General features: G+C 66.5%; 13 protein-coding genes. 2 read left to right on the top strand and 11 right to left on the bottom strand.

Annotated features, from left to right (window positions below; genetic code table 11):
- The first annotated feature begins 10 nt into the window (after window positions 1–10).
- Window positions 11–1,186: a hypothetical protein gene (locus tag ACESMO_RS10635; protein ID WP_372708150.1), complete on the top strand. Its 1,176-nt coding sequence runs from the start codon at window positions 11–13 to the stop codon at window positions 1,184–1,186.
- Between the two features lie 192 nt (window positions 1,187–1,378).
- On the opposite strand, the gene ACESMO_RS10630 is transcribed toward ACESMO_RS10635, so the two are convergent.
- The 6 genes from ACESMO_RS10630 to ACESMO_RS10605 form a co-directional block, all read right to left on the bottom strand.
- Window positions 1,379–2,830, bottom strand: a complete 1,452-nt coding sequence (locus tag ACESMO_RS10630; RefSeq protein WP_372708125.1) for an ATP-binding protein — start codon at window positions 2,828–2,830, stop codon at window positions 1,379–1,381.
- A 276-nt stretch (window positions 2,831–3,106) separates the two neighbouring features.
- Entirely contained in the window at window positions 3,107–3,379 is a 273-nt protein-coding gene (locus ACESMO_RS10625) for an HPr family phosphocarrier protein (RefSeq protein ID WP_372708124.1), read from the bottom strand.
- On the bottom strand, window positions 3,376–3,780 hold the full coding sequence (locus ACESMO_RS10620) for a PTS sugar transporter subunit IIA (protein ID WP_305759579.1): 405 nt from the start codon (window positions 3,778–3,780) through the stop codon (window positions 3,376–3,378). The genes ACESMO_RS10625 and ACESMO_RS10620 overlap by 4 nt, the downstream gene beginning before the upstream one ends.
- An 87-nt stretch (window positions 3,781–3,867) precedes the next feature.
- Entirely contained in the window at window positions 3,868–4,296 is a 429-nt protein-coding gene (locus ACESMO_RS10615) for an HPr kinase/phosphorylase (protein WP_372708123.1), read from the bottom strand.
- On the bottom strand, window positions 4,293–5,927 hold the full coding sequence (locus ACESMO_RS10610; RefSeq protein WP_372708122.1) for a sensor histidine kinase: 1,635 nt from the start codon (window positions 5,925–5,927) through the stop codon (window positions 4,293–4,295). The genes ACESMO_RS10615 and ACESMO_RS10610 overlap by 4 nt, the downstream gene beginning before the upstream one ends.
- Window positions 5,896–6,600, bottom strand: coding sequence for a response regulator transcription factor (locus tag ACESMO_RS10605; RefSeq protein ID WP_372708121.1), 705 nt, complete (start codon window positions 6,598–6,600; stop codon window positions 5,896–5,898). Before ACESMO_RS10605 ends, ACESMO_RS10610 begins: the two co-directional genes overlap by 32 nt.
- A gap of 176 nt (window positions 6,601–6,776) precedes the next feature.
- Between ACESMO_RS10605 and ACESMO_RS10600 the strand changes: the two genes are divergently transcribed.
- Window positions 6,777–8,495 carry a hypothetical protein gene (locus tag ACESMO_RS10600; protein WP_372708120.1) on the top strand — a complete coding sequence of 573 codons (1,719 nt, stop codon included), beginning with the start codon at window positions 6,777–6,779 and terminating at the stop codon, window positions 8,493–8,495.
- A 7-nt stretch (window positions 8,496–8,502) separates the two neighbouring features.
- Here the strand turns inward: ACESMO_RS10600 and ACESMO_RS10595 are convergent, their stop codons facing one another.
- The 5 genes from ACESMO_RS10595 to ACESMO_RS10575 all read right to left on the bottom strand — a co-directional run bounded on the left by ACESMO_RS10595 (window position 8,503) and on the right by ACESMO_RS10575 (window position 15,277).
- A complete protein-coding gene (locus ACESMO_RS10595) occupies window positions 8,503–8,646 on the bottom strand; it encodes a hypothetical protein (protein WP_372708119.1) in 144 nt (47 codons plus the stop codon).
- A gap of 165 nt (window positions 8,647–8,811) precedes the next feature.
- Window positions 8,812–9,138, bottom strand: a complete 327-nt coding sequence (locus tag ACESMO_RS10590; protein WP_372708118.1) for a zf-TFIIB domain-containing protein — start codon at window positions 9,136–9,138, stop codon at window positions 8,812–8,814.
- Between the two features lie 202 nt (window positions 9,139–9,340).
- Window positions 9,341–10,534, bottom strand: coding sequence for an NAD(P)/FAD-dependent oxidoreductase (locus tag ACESMO_RS10585; protein WP_372708117.1), 1,194 nt, complete (start codon window positions 10,532–10,534; stop codon window positions 9,341–9,343).
- A 123-nt stretch (window positions 10,535–10,657) separates the two neighbouring features.
- Window positions 10,658–13,576, bottom strand: coding sequence for a DNA polymerase I (polA, locus tag ACESMO_RS10580; RefSeq protein WP_372708116.1), 2,919 nt, complete (start codon window positions 13,574–13,576; stop codon window positions 10,658–10,660).
- A gap of 42 nt (window positions 13,577–13,618) precedes the next feature.
- Window positions 13,619–15,277: a thiamine pyrophosphate-binding protein gene (locus ACESMO_RS10575; protein ID WP_372708115.1), complete on the bottom strand. Its 1,659-nt coding sequence runs from the start codon at window positions 15,275–15,277 to the stop codon at window positions 13,619–13,621.
- Window positions 15,278–15,320 lie beyond the last annotated feature (43 nt).

The raw sequence follows: 15,320 nt of genomic DNA, 5'->3' as shown, positions 1-15,320 counted from the left end.
TGGGGCACCGATGGCCCGCCTGGATGTCATCGGACCTGGGGCCAAGCCCAACTCCTCAGCCTCCTCGGTGCAACGGCCCCAGGAAAAGTCTGTCGCCGAGGTGATTGCCCTTTTTCGGTCGGACCCGGCGAAATCACGGACGCAGAAGACCGATGCCCACTATGGGAACTTGGCTGAGGTCGTCGCGGGCCTGTGGGGTCCTTCTCGTCCGATCCGAAGCATTGACCGGGAAGCCTGTCGGGAACTGCTCGAAACGCTCCGGTGGCTACCGACCAACCCAGCAAAGCGGTTCCCGCGTCTGTCGCCGTTGGAAGCGTCACGCATGGCCCAAAAGCGGGGACTCACGTCTGTGCTCAGCCCGGCTTCCGTCAACGGCTATATGACGAAATTCAGGGCCGTGCTGAACTTCGCGGCCAACGAGGGTTGGATTGATCGGAACCCATCTCGGGGTTTGCAGGTCATCGATCCGGTCCGAAAGCGAGACAAGCGGCTCCCTTTCTCGACCGACCAACTCCAACTGATCTTCAACGCTCCGATCTACAGGGGATGCGTGGACGACTGGCATGGCTATGCGGTCCGTGGCCCCGCCCACCCACGCCGGGGGCGTTTTTGGATTCCGCTCATCGCGCTGTTTTCCGGACTCAGGTTGAACGAGGCGTGCCAACTCGACGTTGCCGACATCCATCACATCGAGGGCGTGGACTGCTTCTACGTGACGGCGGGGGCGACAGAGATCGGAAACGACAAGCGGCTCAAGACCGCGAGCAGCGAACGGTTCGTCCCCGTCCATCCGACGTTGATCGAGATCGGATTCATGGACTTCGTAGCCCGGCGCCGGGGAGACGGAGATCGGAAGCTGTTTGCTGAACTCCAGCGGTCCAGCACCGGCTATTTCAGCGATCCCTTCTCGAAGTGGTTTCGGCGTTTCCTCGAACGTTCAGGCGCCGCTCGCGCTAAGACCTGTTTTCATTCGTTCCGGCACTGCTATCGCGACGCGCTGCGTGAGGCCCGCATCGACCATGAAGTCGCGTTGGCACTCGGCGGATGGTCATCGGGGAAGGGTAACGATGGCGGCGAGGTCGCCGCCGCCTATGGACGTGGCTATCGAACCAGCACTCTATACGAGGCCATTAAGGTGGTCGAATATAGGGAATTGGACCTATCGCACCTTAAACAAGGGAACTGACCCCGATGGTGCTTTCAATGGCTTTGGAAAGGGGATCACTGCGCTCCCAATCAAATTGATCGCAACACTCCAAGCTCCCAATCTTTGGCTTCAAAGGCCCAGTGAGTGGGACTTAACCACCTTGGGGAGCTTGTTACGACCGCTGCGAATCAAATCGCGATCAAATGTTTTCCCCGAGCTTCAACGCACAGATCAATCCCAGAACGGCACATACCCGCTTTTTGGCCGATCAGGGTCCGCAGGACGGATCAATGCCTCATCCGTAGCTTCTCGGATCACACGGGAGACTTGGGCAGCATTCTGGTCTTCAATCCCAAATCGTTCACGCAAACTCGCGTTGGTCATCCTTTTGCGCTCGTGCCTTCGAAGACAGGCGTGCTGGTAGCAAATTTGGACCCGCTGCCGCCGGTCCAGTTCAGCAAATGACTTCGGCCCAAAAAGAGTTATGCGCGTCGTTCCATCAAAGGTGTCGAAGTCCGGAGCAGGGAGCCGATGTAGTTCGGTGGCTTCGACCACCTTTACCAATCCCGATCCCAACTCCTCACACATCCCCATCCGCCGCATCAATCTGGCCAGATGCTCGTTCCGGGAGCGAGGCGGTGCACCGAAGAGCTTTCGGATCATCTCGTTGACAGGCACCCCTGGATTCGAGATTTCGATCCGGTCGTCGTAGATTTCAACGATGGGACTTGTGCCAGTGATCGTCATGTCCTGGTGAACCAGGGCGTTCGCAATCAATTCTCGAATTGCGATCTGCGGATATGCGCGATGGCTTGATCGAAGTCCTTGCTCAATCCGCTCCTCCATAGGGAGCAGGTCATCTATGAATTTCAGCATGCCCGTGAAACCAGCGGCATAACCCCGAACGCCTTCCTGCGTCCGCAATGTCTTGCCCTTGCTCACCCCGTCATACTGAACGACGCGCAGGGCCTTCCGCGAGATGTCAGCGAAACTATCCAATCGACGAGCAATGAGGATGGCACCAAGGTTGAGGATGTTCCAACGATCACCCACGTCCTTTGAGATCAAACGATCAGCCGCCAACCTCCCCAGTATGCCTTCATCCGTGGAGGGAGCCTTCTCGCCGAGGAGGCTGAAGAATGCTTCGTGGTCCAAGGCAGCCAGGACATCCTCGCCTGTCTGAAAAATCGCCGCCACGCCCGTTTCCCAAGCGAAGGGACGCAGCTTTCCAAGGAGGTCTGCCTCTCGTTCAGGATAATCGGTGAGCTTCGGCGTTGCGCTGCCGATGCGGATGTATGGGATGTCCTGGAATTTGATCGACACCGTTCGCGCAGCGGGTATCTCCAAGACTACTACGCGCCCCTCCTCGAATGAGGCGGTATGGAAACGAAGAGAAGGGCTTGGGATCAGGTTTTTGCCGAGCCAGAACTCCAAAGGCTCGTTGCCCTTCTTCTCCGTGCTCGGTTCGAATGTTGTTCCGACAATCTCATGATCGCCATCTCTGATGCCCCAAACCAAGTATCCGGACTGCTGACCGGCCAAGCAGGATGCGTTAGCAATGGCAGAGATCGTCTTGCCCATACGCTCCGGATCAAGGTTGTTATGCTTGAACTCCACCCAATCCGTCTCAGCCGGAAGCCTACGGAGGTCAGCAATCAGCATTTTTAGGCGTTCAGGGTCCATTCGTTCGTCCTACACGAATTGCGTAAGCCTTGCTTGGGACTCGAACCCGGAGACGAAGGTAGTAGATCGTCCCTCGGAGGATCAGCCCAGGCGTTGCGGCACGGCCTCGGCCACCCTTATCATCACCGAGACGCCTTAGAGCGAAATCCGGGTCTGGACGCGCTCGCGTCCAGACCCGGATTTCGCTCGGATCATGCTGGAGCCGGATTCACGGCAGCGGCGGGATCGCGACGCGATTCCCCCTCAACCGATCAGGCTCTGGCGGAGCGGGCGTCGTCAGTGTTCTTCGTCAAAGCGCCGCTCGACCAGTTCGACCAAGGCGGCGACGGCGGCCTCGGCCTCTAAGCCCTCGGCGGCGATCTCGATGCCGCAGCCATTGCCGGCGCCCAGCATCAGCAGGCCCATGATCGACAGGGCGTTCACCGTCACCCCGTCACGGGTCACGCGCACCTCGGCGTCGAAGCCGGAGGCCAGTTTGACGAATTTGGCACTGGCGCGGGCGTGAAGGCCGCGGGTGTTGCAGATATCCGCCGTCCCGCGCGCCATCATTTCTCGCCCTGCAGCACCCAGCTGGCGACCGAGATGTATTTGCGGCCGGCGTCCTGGGCATGCGCCACGCAGGCCTCCAGCGGCTCGCGCCCGCGCACGCTGGCCAGCTTGATCAGCATGGGCAGGTTCAGCCCGGCGATGACCTCGGCGCGGGTCTCTTCCATCACTGATATGGCCAGGTTGGACGGCGTGCCGCCGAACATGTCGGTCAGCAGGATGACGCCGTCACCGTCGTCCACGGCGCGCGCGGCGTCGACGATGTCACGCCGACGGCGCTCCATGTCGTCCTCGGGGCCGATGCAGATCGCGGCCACGCCCCGCTGGGGACCCACCACGTGCTCCATCGCCGCCAGAAATTCGGAGGCGAGGCCCCCGTGGGTGACGATCACAAGACCGATCATGAAGGCTTCACCAGGCTCGCGCCCCCGCGTTCGGCCGTCCCTTGGACGTGCCGCAAGCCGCGCGAAATAGCCCAAGTCCGCGCCGGGTTAAAGCCGCGCAATGGCGACCGTGACCTTTTCGACCACAGAGGCCTCTCTCGGATCCAGCGCGATCAGGCGCAAATCGACACCGTCGAACCGCCTGGACCGCGTCTCCGGCAGCCGCTCGACGGCCCCCTCGACCAGCTCGACGGCCAGCGACAGCCGCGCCTGGGCGACCGTGCAGGCCGTCACGACGCCGACGCCTCGCGCCTCCATCCGGCCCACGATCGCCCTCGGCGCCGTCGCGTACAGAACGCCGCCCGAGGCGAACACATGGGCATAGTCGTCCGCGACCAGCCGCCATCCCTGGCCGATCAGCCGCAGGGCCAGATCGCTCTTTCCCGCGCCCGACATCCCGGTGATGAAGACGCCGCGCCAGCCGCAGGCCGGATCCCAGCGCGCCGCCACCGTGCCGTGGACGGGCTGGTCGCTCATGCGCGCCGTCCAGCCACGCCGGGCAGGGCGATTTCGAACCGCGCGCCTTCCACCGTGCCGTCCGTCGCCGCGCGATTGATCGCCCGCACCCGACCGCCGTGGGCCTCGATGATCTGGCGCGCGATCGACAGGCCGAGGCCCGAATTGGCTCCGAAGGCCGTACCCTTTGGCCGCGAAGTGTAGAAGCGATCGAACACCGTCTCCAGATTGTCCGGCGGAATGCCGGGACCGTCGTCGTCGATGACGACCCGCACCGGAGCCACGGAATCCAGATCGTCGCGCCCGAGCGCGATCCTCACCGTGCCACCCGGCGGGCTGAAGGAGCGGGCGTTGTCGATCAGGTTGCGGATGACCTGCCCCAGTGGCCCGTCGCGGCCGGTGACCAGCGCATGCTGGCCGTCCGGCGCGACGAAGACGACCTTCGGTTCACCCGGTTTCAGTCCCGCCGCATAAACGCCGACGATCTCGCTCAGCAGCAGGGTGAGGTCCACGACGCGCGGCCGGTCGCGCGCCAGTTCGGCGTCGAGCCGCGAGGCGTTGGAGATGTCGGTGATCAGCCGATCCAGCCGCCTGACGTCCTGCTGAAGCAGAACCGTCAGCTTTTCACGCTGTGCGTCGGTCTTGACCAGTGGCAGCGTCTCAAGGGCCGATCGGATGGAGGTCAGGGGGTTCTTGATCTCGTGCGACACGTCGGCGGCGAACGCCTCGATGGCGTCCATCCGGTCCGACAGCGTCTCGGTCATCGTCTCCAGCGACCGCGCCAGATCGCCGATCTCGTCCTTGCGGCCTTCCAGATCGGGCAAGGAGATGGCCCGTGCCCGCTGCATCCGCACCTCGTCGGCCGCTGCCGACAGCCGCATCACCGGCCGGGCCACGAACAGATGCATCAGCAGCGATCCCAGCAGATTTACGAACAAAGCCACCAGGGCGAAGGGCATCAGCGCCCGGCGCTGCGCATCCAGCGTCTCGTTGACGTCGCCCGCCTCCAGCGTCAGCACGCCCAACACCTGCTGCACATGCCGAACAGGGATCGAGACCGACACCACCCGGTCGCCGGTTTCGGAACGCCGCAAACTGGCCTGGGTCTCGCCTTCGAGCGCCCGCTCGACCTCTTCGGCCAGGGCGGCGCGGACGCGGCCCAGATCGGCCTCTTCGCGCGCGCGCTCGGCCGCGTCCGGCGCCTCGACCGGCGTGCCAGCGGGCAGGGTCGGCGGCAGGGGCCGGCCGGGAATGGCCTCGGTCACCAGATAACTGTCGGCGACGGGTATGGCGTCGATGTCGAACAGGCGCGCGCGCTGCCCTTTCGGGATGATGACGTCGACGAACAGCTTGCCCGCCTCGATCGCGTTGAACGTGGGTTGGGGCTCGCCTTGGGTCACGCCGCGCTCGGCCAGCACCTGCACCAGGATTTCGCCCTGGGCGATCAGCGTCTCCTGCCGAGCCTCGATCAGGCCGCGGCTCCATTCGTTCAGAAGTAGCGCCCCGACGAACAGGATCAGCAGACTGAGCAGGTTCAGCGCGAGAATTAATCCGCCCAGACGCGATCCGCCGAAGCGGGTCAAGCCCCGGCGGGGTCGGTCCTCTCCCGGCGGGAGCGGATCAGCTTTCGCGATAGCGGTATCCGACGCCATACAGGGTCTCGATGGCGTCGAACTCGGGGTCGACCACCCGGAACTTCTTTCGCATCCGCTTGACGTGGCTGTCGATGGTCCGGTCGTCCACATAGACCTGATCGTCGTAGGCGGCGTCCATCAGGTTGTCGCGGCTCTTCACGAAGCCGGGACGCTGGGCCAGAGCCTGCAACAGCAGGAATTCGGTCACCGTCAGCTTCACCGCCTTGCCGTCCCAAGTGCTCTCGTGGCGCGCCGGGTCCATTGACAGCTTGCCGCGCTTGATCGCCTTGGCCGAGTTTTCGCCCGAAGGCTCGGGCTCGCCGCCGTCGGCGCCGGTGCGCCGCAGCAGCGCCTTGACCCGCTCGATCAGCAGCCGCTGACTGAACGGCTTGTGGATATAGTCGTCGGCTCCGAGGTTGAAACCGAGGATCTCGTCAATTTCCTCGTCCTTGGACGTCAGCATGATGACCGGGACCTGAGAGGTCTGACGCAGGCGGCGCAGAACCTCCATCCCGTCCATCCGGGGCATCTTCACGTCCAGGATCACCAGGTCGGGTGGCGACGCCTCCAGCGCCTCGAGGCCGGTGGTGCCGTCGTGATAGGCGGTGATCTTGTGGCCGTGGCTTTCCAGCGCCAGCGAGACGGAGGCGACGATGTTCTCGTCGTCGTCGACCAGGGTGATGTTCGCCAAATCGGGCTCCTTGCAGTCGTGTCGTTCGCCACGTCAACGCGCGGCAAGCGTAACCGTTCTATTTGAACGGGGTGAGATCATGACGAAAAGCATGGGCCGCCTCGGCCGGATGCGCAATGAAACCCGTCCTTAAAGCCTTGGCGCGATGATGGGGTCCGTCGAGTGTGAGCTTAAAAATGGCCGGACCCGTCCACTACGAAGTCTATATCCGCAAGACTGCGCCCGCGCCCTGGACCCTCCAGATGGCGACGGAGGATCGCGCCCTCGCCTTCGAGGCCGCCGAAGAACTGCTCGCCGACGACCGGGCTGCCGCCGTCCGGGTCACCAAGGAAACCCTCGATCCGGACTCCATGGAGTTCAACAGCGTCACCGTCCTGACCCGTGGCGCGCCCGAGGTGGTGCGCAAGCGGGTGGTCCCCGACGACCAGGCCGGACCGCGGTGCAGCAACCCCCACGACCTCTACGTTCCCATGGCGCGCGAGACCATCGCCCGGGCTTTGGAGGACTGGTTGAACCGAAATGGCGTCACCGCCTTCGAACTGCTGCACCGCCCGGACCTCGCCGATGCTCTGGACGCCTCGGGGGTCGAACTCCAGCACGCCATCCAGAAGGTCGCCATCCCCGAAAGCCAGGCGGTCGGTCAGCCCGTCCATGATCTGGTCCGCCACTATCAGAGGCTGACCGACAAGACGATCGAGCGGCTGGTCTCCGCGGGCCGCCGGGGCCAGTTCCCGACGCTCGAGAACCATTCCCTCGCCGACCTGGCTCATCGCCTGATCGGCCAGACGGACCGCAGCTTCATCATGGGCGGCATCATCTGCGGCGAGTTGAAGGGCATTCGAGGCGGCCGCGCCCGTCTCGACCGGCTGATGGACCTGGCCGAGCGCGCGCCGATGAACGGTGCCGCCCACGCCATGGTCATGGTAGCCATCGAACAGCTGCTGTGCGAGCTTCTGGCCGCGCGCACCAATCTGGCCGACGTGCTGGGCCCTTCGCTGGATCAGGGGGCCTCAATGGCCGCCGTGGTCCGCATGGTCGCCCCGCGCGAGGTGGCCGCCATGACCCAAAATGATCCGCGCCTGGTGCTCCAGATTCCCGCTGTCGACGGCCCGGCGGCTCGCCTCGGCGAACGCATGGCAACCGGTCAATTCCCCTTGCTGGCCGCCGCCCTGGCCCGGATGGTGGTGCGCGAGCTGATGAGTCCACGCCGGCTGCGCCCGAACGACGCCACCGGCGAGATCGGCATCCTGCGCGCCCTGGCGACCATCCTGACCGCCACCGCAGGACGCCTTCTGACGCTGGACGAGGTCCAGAGCGCGTTCAACGAGCGGTCCAAGGGCCTGGTCACGGCCGATTTCGTCGCCGCCTACGCCGATTCCTGCCCAACCGTGCTGGCGGAGGCCGAGGCCCTGACCCGACTGTGCGAGAACGTCACCGGCCTCGCCAACAAACGCTCCGCCGCGCGCTGGCTGTCGGCGTGCGTCGGCTCGCTGCGGTTCGAAACCGAGATGCGCTCGCCTTCGCTGGACCTTACGCCCGCCCAGAAGCTGGGCGTGCTCGCCACCCTGGTGCGTTCGGTCAAGGCCAGCAGCCTGATGGAGCGGGACGAGATCGACATCGCCGGCACCATCGGAACCGTCGCCGGGAGCGTAGAGGCCGAGGCCCGGATCGTCATCCAGGTCGCCCGCGCGGCGGCACCCCTGCCGCAGAAGCTGTCGGTCCTGCTGCGCATGGCCGCAGGCGAGACGGCCCCTCTTGGCCCGGCCGCCGACCGCGCCAAGGCCGAGGCCATAAAACTGTTCCGCGCGCCGGATTCCCGCGCCGTCTTCTCCGCCGCGCCCGAAACCCTCACGCCGCTGAAGGGCCTGATGAAAGCGGCCGGTCTGGCCGCCTGAGGTCGGCTCAAGGGAAGATGCCAACGGCCGACATGACCGCGCGACCACCAAACGTCACGAAGGGCGGAGATGCTTTTTTGACGTGGAGGATTGTGACCTTCGAGGCTTCGAGGATGACCCTGAAGTCGGACATGTCGTCGTCGTTATCCATCTCGGCTCAAAGTCAGCCCGGTCAAGCTTTGCCTTGGGCCCGTCCTCGCCAGCCCGCTCTGCGGGCGCGAGCGGGCGCGATGACGCTGCAAACCGGCATCTCAAGCCTGCGCGGGCATGGCGGGCAGGCAGCCGTGATGGGCCGCCGCCCTCCGCGCCGACCGTCTCAGTCGAAGATGTCGAAGATGCTGTCGCGCTTCTTCTTGCGGTACCTGTAGTCGTCGTCGCGGGGCCGATCGTCCCTGTGACGATCATCCCGATAGCCCTGCCCACCCCAGGGCTGCTGCGGCGGCGGCGCTTGTGTCGGATAGGGCTGCGGTCGCGGCGCCGGTGCGGCCGCCCGGCCGTCCTCGCCCGCCGAGGCCATCAACTTCTCCAGCTCGCCCCTGTCCAGCCAGACGCCCCGGCAGCTCGGGCACATGTCGAACTGGACGCCCGCGCGCTCCATCGTCTGCATGGCACCGTTATCATTCGGGCACATCAACAGGGGCATGGCCGTCTCCGTGAAAAGGGGTCGGGCGCCCGGCGTCCTTGCGGATTGGGCCGGGCCGAACTCAAGAGCGCCCGATGCGGTCCGACATCACGCGCCGTGGACGATCAGGGGAAATCGTCGTCGACCGCGCCAGAGGGGCCCGTCCCGCGAACTCACACTGGGGCGCCTCGGTCCGCCGTGCAAGTCGCGGAACGTCGCGGGGTCAGCAAACCTGTCCGGCGGCCCAGCCCGACGACCAGGCCCACTGGAAATTATAACCACCCAGCCAGCCGGTGACGTCGGCGGCCTCGCCGATCACATAGAGGCCCGGCACGGTCTTCGCCGCCATGGTCTGCTGGTCCAGCTGGTCGGTGGCGATCCCGCCCAGCGTCACCTCGGCGGTGCGGTAGCCCTCCGACCCCACCGGCTTGACGGTCCAGCCGTTCACCGCCCCGTCCAGCCGCCGCAACGTCTTGTCCCCCACCTCGGCCAGCTTGCCCGATACGCCCTCGCGCTCGCAGAGGCTCTCGGCCAGGCGGCGCGGCACGATATGGCCCAGCGCCGTATGCACCATCTGCTTGCCGTTCTCCTCTTTCGCCGCCTTGAGCCGGGCATAGACATCCTCGCCCGGGGCCATGGCCACGGTGATGGCCTCGCCCTCGCGCCAGTAGGAGCTGATCTGCAGGATCGCGGGGCCCGACAGGCCCCGGTGCGTGAACAACATCGCTTCGGAAAAGTTGGTGCCGCCGCCCTTGACCACCGCATCCACCGCCACCCCCGCCAGCGGGGTCAGCTGTTCCAGCAGCCCGGCCTCGAACGTCAGGGGCACCAGCGCCGGGCGGGTCTCGGTGACCCTCAGGCCAAAGCCCCGCGCGGTGTCATAGGCCCAGCCTGTCGCCCCCATCTTGGGGATCGACTTGCCGCCGCTGGCCAGCACCAGCGAGGCCGCACGGACCACCGAGCCGTCGGACAGCGTAGCCTCATAGCCCTCGCCCACCCGCTCGACCCGCTCCACCGACGTGCCCAGCGACAGCACCACCCCCGCCGCCCCCATGTCGTCGGTCAGCATGCGGATGATCTGTTTGGCCGAGTCGTCGCAGAACAACTGGCCCAGCGTCTTCTCGTGCCAGGCGATGCCCGCCCGATCCACGCGTTGGACGAAGTCATGCTGGCTGTACCGCGTCAGCACCGAGGTGGCGAAGCGCGGGTTCTCGCCGAGGAAATTCGCCGGACCCGTCCCCAGATTGGTGAAATTGCAGCGCCCCCCGCCCGAGATGCGGATCTTCTCGCCCGGCGCCCGCGCATGGTCGAGGATGCGCACCGATCGCCCGCGCCGCCCCGCCTCGATGGCGCACATCATCCCGGCCGCGCCTGCGCCGACGATCAGGACATCCACGGTCTGGGGCACGGTCTTCATCCCCGCCCCCTACCACGCGCGCGCCCGCGCTCAAGCAGCGAGGCCCCGCGGGCCGAGCGTTAGCGCCCCCCTCTTAGGCATCCCGCGCTCAAGCAGCGAGCGTTAGCGCCCTTCCTCTTATGATCAATGCGCCTCGTCCCAATTCCCCGCCGCCCTTGCCTCGACCACCAGCGGCACCGTCAGCGCCACGGCCGGTTCCGCGGCCCCCTCCATCACCCGCTTGATGACCGCGATGGCGGCCGGGGCCTCGGCTTCGGGGGCCTCGAAGACCAGTTCGTCGTGAACCTGGAGCAGCATGCGGGTCGAGAGCCCGGCCTCGGCCAGCGCCCCCGGCATCCGCATCATGGCTCTACGGATTATGTCGGCGGCGGCCCCCTGGATGGGGGCGTTGATGGCGGCGCGTTCGCCGAACTGGCGCTCGGCCCCCGACTTTGAGTGGATGGCGGGAATGTGGATGCGGCGGCCGAACACGGTCGAGACCGTGCCGGTCTCGCGCACCTGGGCCCTGGTGGCGTCCATATAGGTGCGGATGCCGGGGAAGCGCTCGAAATAGGTCTTGATATAGGCCCCGGCCTCGCCCTGGTCGATGTTCAGCTGGGCGGCCAGGCCGAAGGCCGAGATGCCGTAGACGATGCCGAAATTGATCGCCTTGGCGCGGCGCCGCGTCTCGGGGTCCATCTGGTCGACGGGGACGCCGAACATCTCACTGGCCGTGGCGGTGTGGATGTCGATGCCGGCGGCAAAGGCGCGTTTGAGCTCGGGGATGTCGCCGATATGGGCCAGCAGGCGCAGCTCGATCTGGGAATAGTCGGCGCTGATCAGGACATGGCCGGGGGCGGCGATGAAGGCCTGGCGGATCTGGCGGCCGGTGGAGGTGCGGATGGGGATGTTCTGCAGATTGGGGTCGGACGAGGCCAGGCGGCCGGTGGTGGCGGCGGCCAGCTGATAGGAGGTGTGGACGCGGTCGGTGGCGGGGTCGGCGGCCTCGATCAGGGCGTCGGTATAGGTGCCCTTGAGCTTGGCCAGCTGGCGCCAGTCGAGCAGGACGCGGGGCAGGTCGTGGGCCCCCTCTCCTGAAACTTGGGCGAGGTCTTCCAGCACGCTGGCGTCGGTGCCCCACTGGCCGCTGGCGGTCTTCTTGCCACCGGGCAGGTTGAGCTCGCCGAACAGGATGTCGCCGATCTGGCGCGGGCTGGCGATGTTGAACGGGCGGCCGGCGATCTGGTGGGCCTGGGCCTCCAGCTCGGCCATGCGCAGGCCGAACTCGCTGGACAGGCGTTTGAGGCGGTCGGGGTCGACGCGGACGCCGGCCCGCTCCATGTCGGCCAGGACGGCGGGCATGCCGCGCTCGAGCGTCTCATAGACGGTGACCAGATGCTTCTCCGCCAGCCGGGGCTTGAGGATGCGCCACAGACGCAGGGTCACGTCGGCGTCCTCGGCGGCGTAGCGGGTGGCCGGTTTCAGCTCGACGTGTTTGAAGGATTTCTGCGCCTTGCCGGTGCCCGCGACGGTCTTGAAACTGATCGGCTCATGCCCCAGATGCAGCCGGCTGAGCTCATCCATCCCATGCCTGTGCAAGCCCCCCTCGAGCACGTATGAGATCAGCATGGTGTCGTCGATCGGCGCCACCCGGATGCCCCTCTGGGCCATGACGGCGATATCGTATTTACCGTTCTGGGTGACCTTGAGCACCGCCGGGTTTTCCAGAATAATTTTCAAACGGGCCAGGGCGGTGGCCTTGTCGATCTGGGTCAGGGGTTCGCGGGCGTCGGTCTCCCCGCCGAAATCCAGCCCGCCCGCATTGGCCGCCGGTTCGTGCTCATGCGTCAGGGGGATGTAGCAGGCGTCATTGGGCCCGATGGCCAGCGACACGCCGCACAGGCCCGCATGGGTAGCGCTGAGGGCGTCGGTCTCGGTGTCGAAGCCGACGACCCCGGCCTCGGTGGCGCGGACGATCCAGGCGTCGAGGTCCTCGAGCCTCTGGACGCAGGCATAGGCATCGTGGTCGACGGTCTGGGCCTCGGCCGGGCCGGGGGCGACCTGACCATAGCGGGGGGTGGCCACGGGGGCGCTGGGGACTTTGGGCCGGGCGAGAAAGGCGGTGCCGTCGCGGGCCGCAGCCTTGCCGTCGCCGACGCGGCTGCGCAGCGACCGGAACTCCATCTTGTCGAGGAAGGCGGCCAGGGTCTCGGGGTCGGGGTCGCGGACTACGAAGTCCGAGATCGGCTCCGGCGCGGGAGCGTTGCAGTCCAGCCGGCACAGCTGACGCGAGAGGCGGATCTGGTCGGCGTACTCGATCAGGGTCTCGCGGCGTTTGGGCTGTTTGATCTCGCCGGCGCGGGCCAGCAGCGTGTCGAGGTCGCCGTATTCGAGGATCAGCTGAGCGGCGGTCTTGGGGCCGATGCCGGGGGCCCCGGGGACGTTGTCGACGCTGTCGCCGATCAGGGCCTGAACCTCGACCACCTTGTCGGGGGCGACGCCGAATTTCTCGAACACGGCCTCTTCGGCGAGGCGGCGCTCCTTCATCGGGTCCCACATCACCACCGACGGCCCGATCAGCTGCATCAGGTCCTTGTCGGACGAGACGATCACGGCCTCGCCGCCCGCGTCGCGCGCCCGGCAGGCATAGGTGGCGATCAGGTCGTCAGCCTCCCAGCCGGGCAGTTCGATGCCGTGGACGCCGAAGGCCGCGGTGGCCTCGCGCACCAGCGGGAACTGGGGGATCAGATCCTCGGGCGGGGCCGAGCGGTTGGCCTTGTAGAGGTCGTACATCTGATTGCGAAAGGTCTTCTCCGAATGGTCGAAGACGGCCACCAGATGGGTCGGGCCGTCCTCGCCCTTCATGTCGCGGATCAGTTTCCACAGCATGTTGCAATAGCCCTGGACGGCCCCGACCGGCAGGCCGTCGGACTTGCGCGTCAGGGGCGGCAGGGCGTGATAGGCGCGGAAAATGTAGGCCGAGGCGTCGATCATCCACAGTCGCACGGCAGGGCCGTCCTGAGATGCGGGACGGTCGGCGGAATCGGGCGCGGCGTCGGTCATGCGGCGAACATAGGCGGGCGGGCCGCCGCCGTCACGGCCTGCCTAACCCCTCAGACCGGTGATCGTGCGGTTCGGCGCGATATCTTCCGCCGAAGTGATCAGGTGGACAAGGGCCGGGCGTCCCGCGTTCCGCGCAGCGGCGAGGGCGGCGGGAAAATCCTCGGTCCGCTCGCAGCGCACGCCGAAGGCGCCGAAGGCCTCCGCGTATTTGACGAAATCGGGGTTCTTCAGATCGGTGGCGATGACCCGGTCGGGGCCCGGATAGTGGCCTTCCTGGTGCATGCGTATGGTGCCGTAGGTGCCGTTGTCGACCACCACGACGACGACATTGATGCCGTACTGGACCGCCGTGGCGAGCTCCTGACCGGTCATCAGATAGTCGCCGTCACCGGAGATGCAGATGACGTCGCGGTCCGGGTGGACGTTTTTGGCGGCGATGGCGGCGGGATAGCCGTAGCCCATGGCACCCGAGGTCGGGGCCAGCTGGGTGCGGCAGGCGCGGTGGCGATAGAAGCGGTGCAGCCAGGCGGCGAAATTGCCTGCCCCATTGGTGACGATGGCGGTCGCCGGCAGCACCCCGCCGAGGTGGGCCATGCATTCGCTCATATTGACCGCACCGGTCACCGGCACGGGCGTCGAGAAGGCCTGATAGTCGGCATGGGCGGCGGCGGCTTCGTCGTGCCAAGTCCGCTGCGGATCGATCTCCGCCAGGGCGAGGGCGGCGAGGCTGTTGTCCGCCGTGGCGCTCATCAGCGGAGTCCAGACGCGACCCAGCTCTTCGGCGCCCGGATGGATGTGGATCAGGGTCTGCGCCGTCCCTGCCCGGTCGAACAGGGTGTAGCCTTGCGTCGGATTGTCCCCCAGCCGGGCCCCGATGGCGAGGATCAGGTCGGCGGCCCTGGCCCGCGCCGTCAGCTTCGGATTGCAGCCGAGGCCGAGGTCGCCTGCGTAGTTGCTCCGGTCGTTGGACAGCAGATCCTTGCGCCGGAAGGACAGGGTGACCGGCAGGCCGATGCGCTCGGCCCAGTCGCCGATGGCCGCTGCGGCCGCTTCGGTCCAGCCGGAGCCGCCCAGAACCAGCAGCGGACGCTCGGCTCTCGCCAGACGGGCGCGGACCTGTTCGACGAAGGCCGGGTCCAGCGCCGCCTTCGCGGGCGTCACCGGCCGGATCGGAGCCGGGCCGCCGTCGGCGTGAAGGATGTCCTCGGGCAGGGCGATGACCACCGGCCCCATCCGGCCCTGAAGCGCGGTGGCGAAGGCGCGTTCGACGACCTCGACGGTGCGTTCGGGGCTCTCGATCTCGGTGGCCCATTTGGCCAGGCCGCCGAACACCTCGCGATAGTCGACTTCCTGAAAGGCACCGCGACCGCGGTCGGTCAGGGCGATCTGGCCGACGAACAGGATCATCGGCGTGGAGTCCTGATGCGCCGTATGCACGCCGATCGAGGCATGGGTCGCGCCGGGTCCGCGCGTGACCATGCAGACGCCGGGCTTGCCGGTCAGCTTGCCATAGGCTTCGGCCATGTTGGCGGCGCCGGCCTCGTGGCGGCAGGCGATGACCTGAATGTGGTCGCGCACGTCCGCCAGCGCGTCGAGCACGGCCAGATAGCTCTCGCCCGGCACGCAGAAGACGCGGTCGATGCCGTTGATGACAAGCGTCTCGACGAGACGGCGGGCGGCGGTGTTCGCGGGCTGGGTCATGCGGGGCGGGTTAGCAGATCGACCCCCGCCTTGGCCATGCGGG

This window comes from Brevundimonas sp. (assembly GCF_041688735.1).
Classification (GTDB): Bacteria; Pseudomonadota; Alphaproteobacteria; order Caulobacterales; family Caulobacteraceae; genus Brevundimonas.
This window is presented reverse-complemented; position numbering and strand designations above follow the sequence as displayed.

Coding starts and splice junctions, on each gene's coding strand:
- ACESMO_RS10635 (WP_372708150.1), top strand. CDS start 11: ATGGCCCGCCTGGATGTCATCGGACCTGGGGCCAAGCCCAACTCCTCA.
- ACESMO_RS10630 (WP_372708125.1), bottom strand. CDS start 2,830: ATGGACCCTGAACGCCTAAAAATGCTGATTGCTGACCTCCGTAGGCTT.
- ACESMO_RS10625 (WP_372708124.1), bottom strand. CDS start 3,379: ATGATGGCGCGCGGGACGGCGGATATCTGCAACACCCGCGGCCTTCAC.
- ACESMO_RS10620 (WP_305759579.1), bottom strand. CDS start 3,780: ATGATCGGTCTTGTGATCGTCACCCACGGGGGCCTCGCCTCCGAATTT.
- ACESMO_RS10615 (WP_372708123.1), bottom strand. CDS start 4,296: ATGAGCGACCAGCCCGTCCACGGCACGGTGGCGGCGCGCTGGGATCCG.
- ACESMO_RS10610 (WP_372708122.1), bottom strand. CDS start 5,927: ATGGCGTCGGATACCGCTATCGCGAAAGCTGATCCGCTCCCGCCGGGA.
- ACESMO_RS10600 (WP_372708120.1), top strand. CDS start 6,777: ATGGCCGGACCCGTCCACTACGAAGTCTATATCCGCAAGACTGCGCCC.
- ACESMO_RS10595 (WP_372708119.1), bottom strand. CDS start 8,646: ATGGATAACGACGACGACATGTCCGACTTCAGGGTCATCCTCGAAGCC.
- ACESMO_RS10590 (WP_372708118.1), bottom strand. CDS start 9,138: ATGCCCCTGTTGATGTGCCCGAATGATAACGGTGCCATGCAGACGATG.
- ACESMO_RS10585 (WP_372708117.1), bottom strand. CDS start 10,534: ATGAAGACCGTGCCCCAGACCGTGGATGTCCTGATCGTCGGCGCAGGC.
- polA (WP_372708116.1), bottom strand. CDS start 13,576: ATGACCGACGCCGCGCCCGATTCCGCCGACCGTCCCGCATCTCAGGAC.
- ACESMO_RS10575 (WP_372708115.1), bottom strand. CDS start 15,277: ATGACCCAGCCCGCGAACACCGCCGCCCGCCGTCTCGTCGAGACGCTT.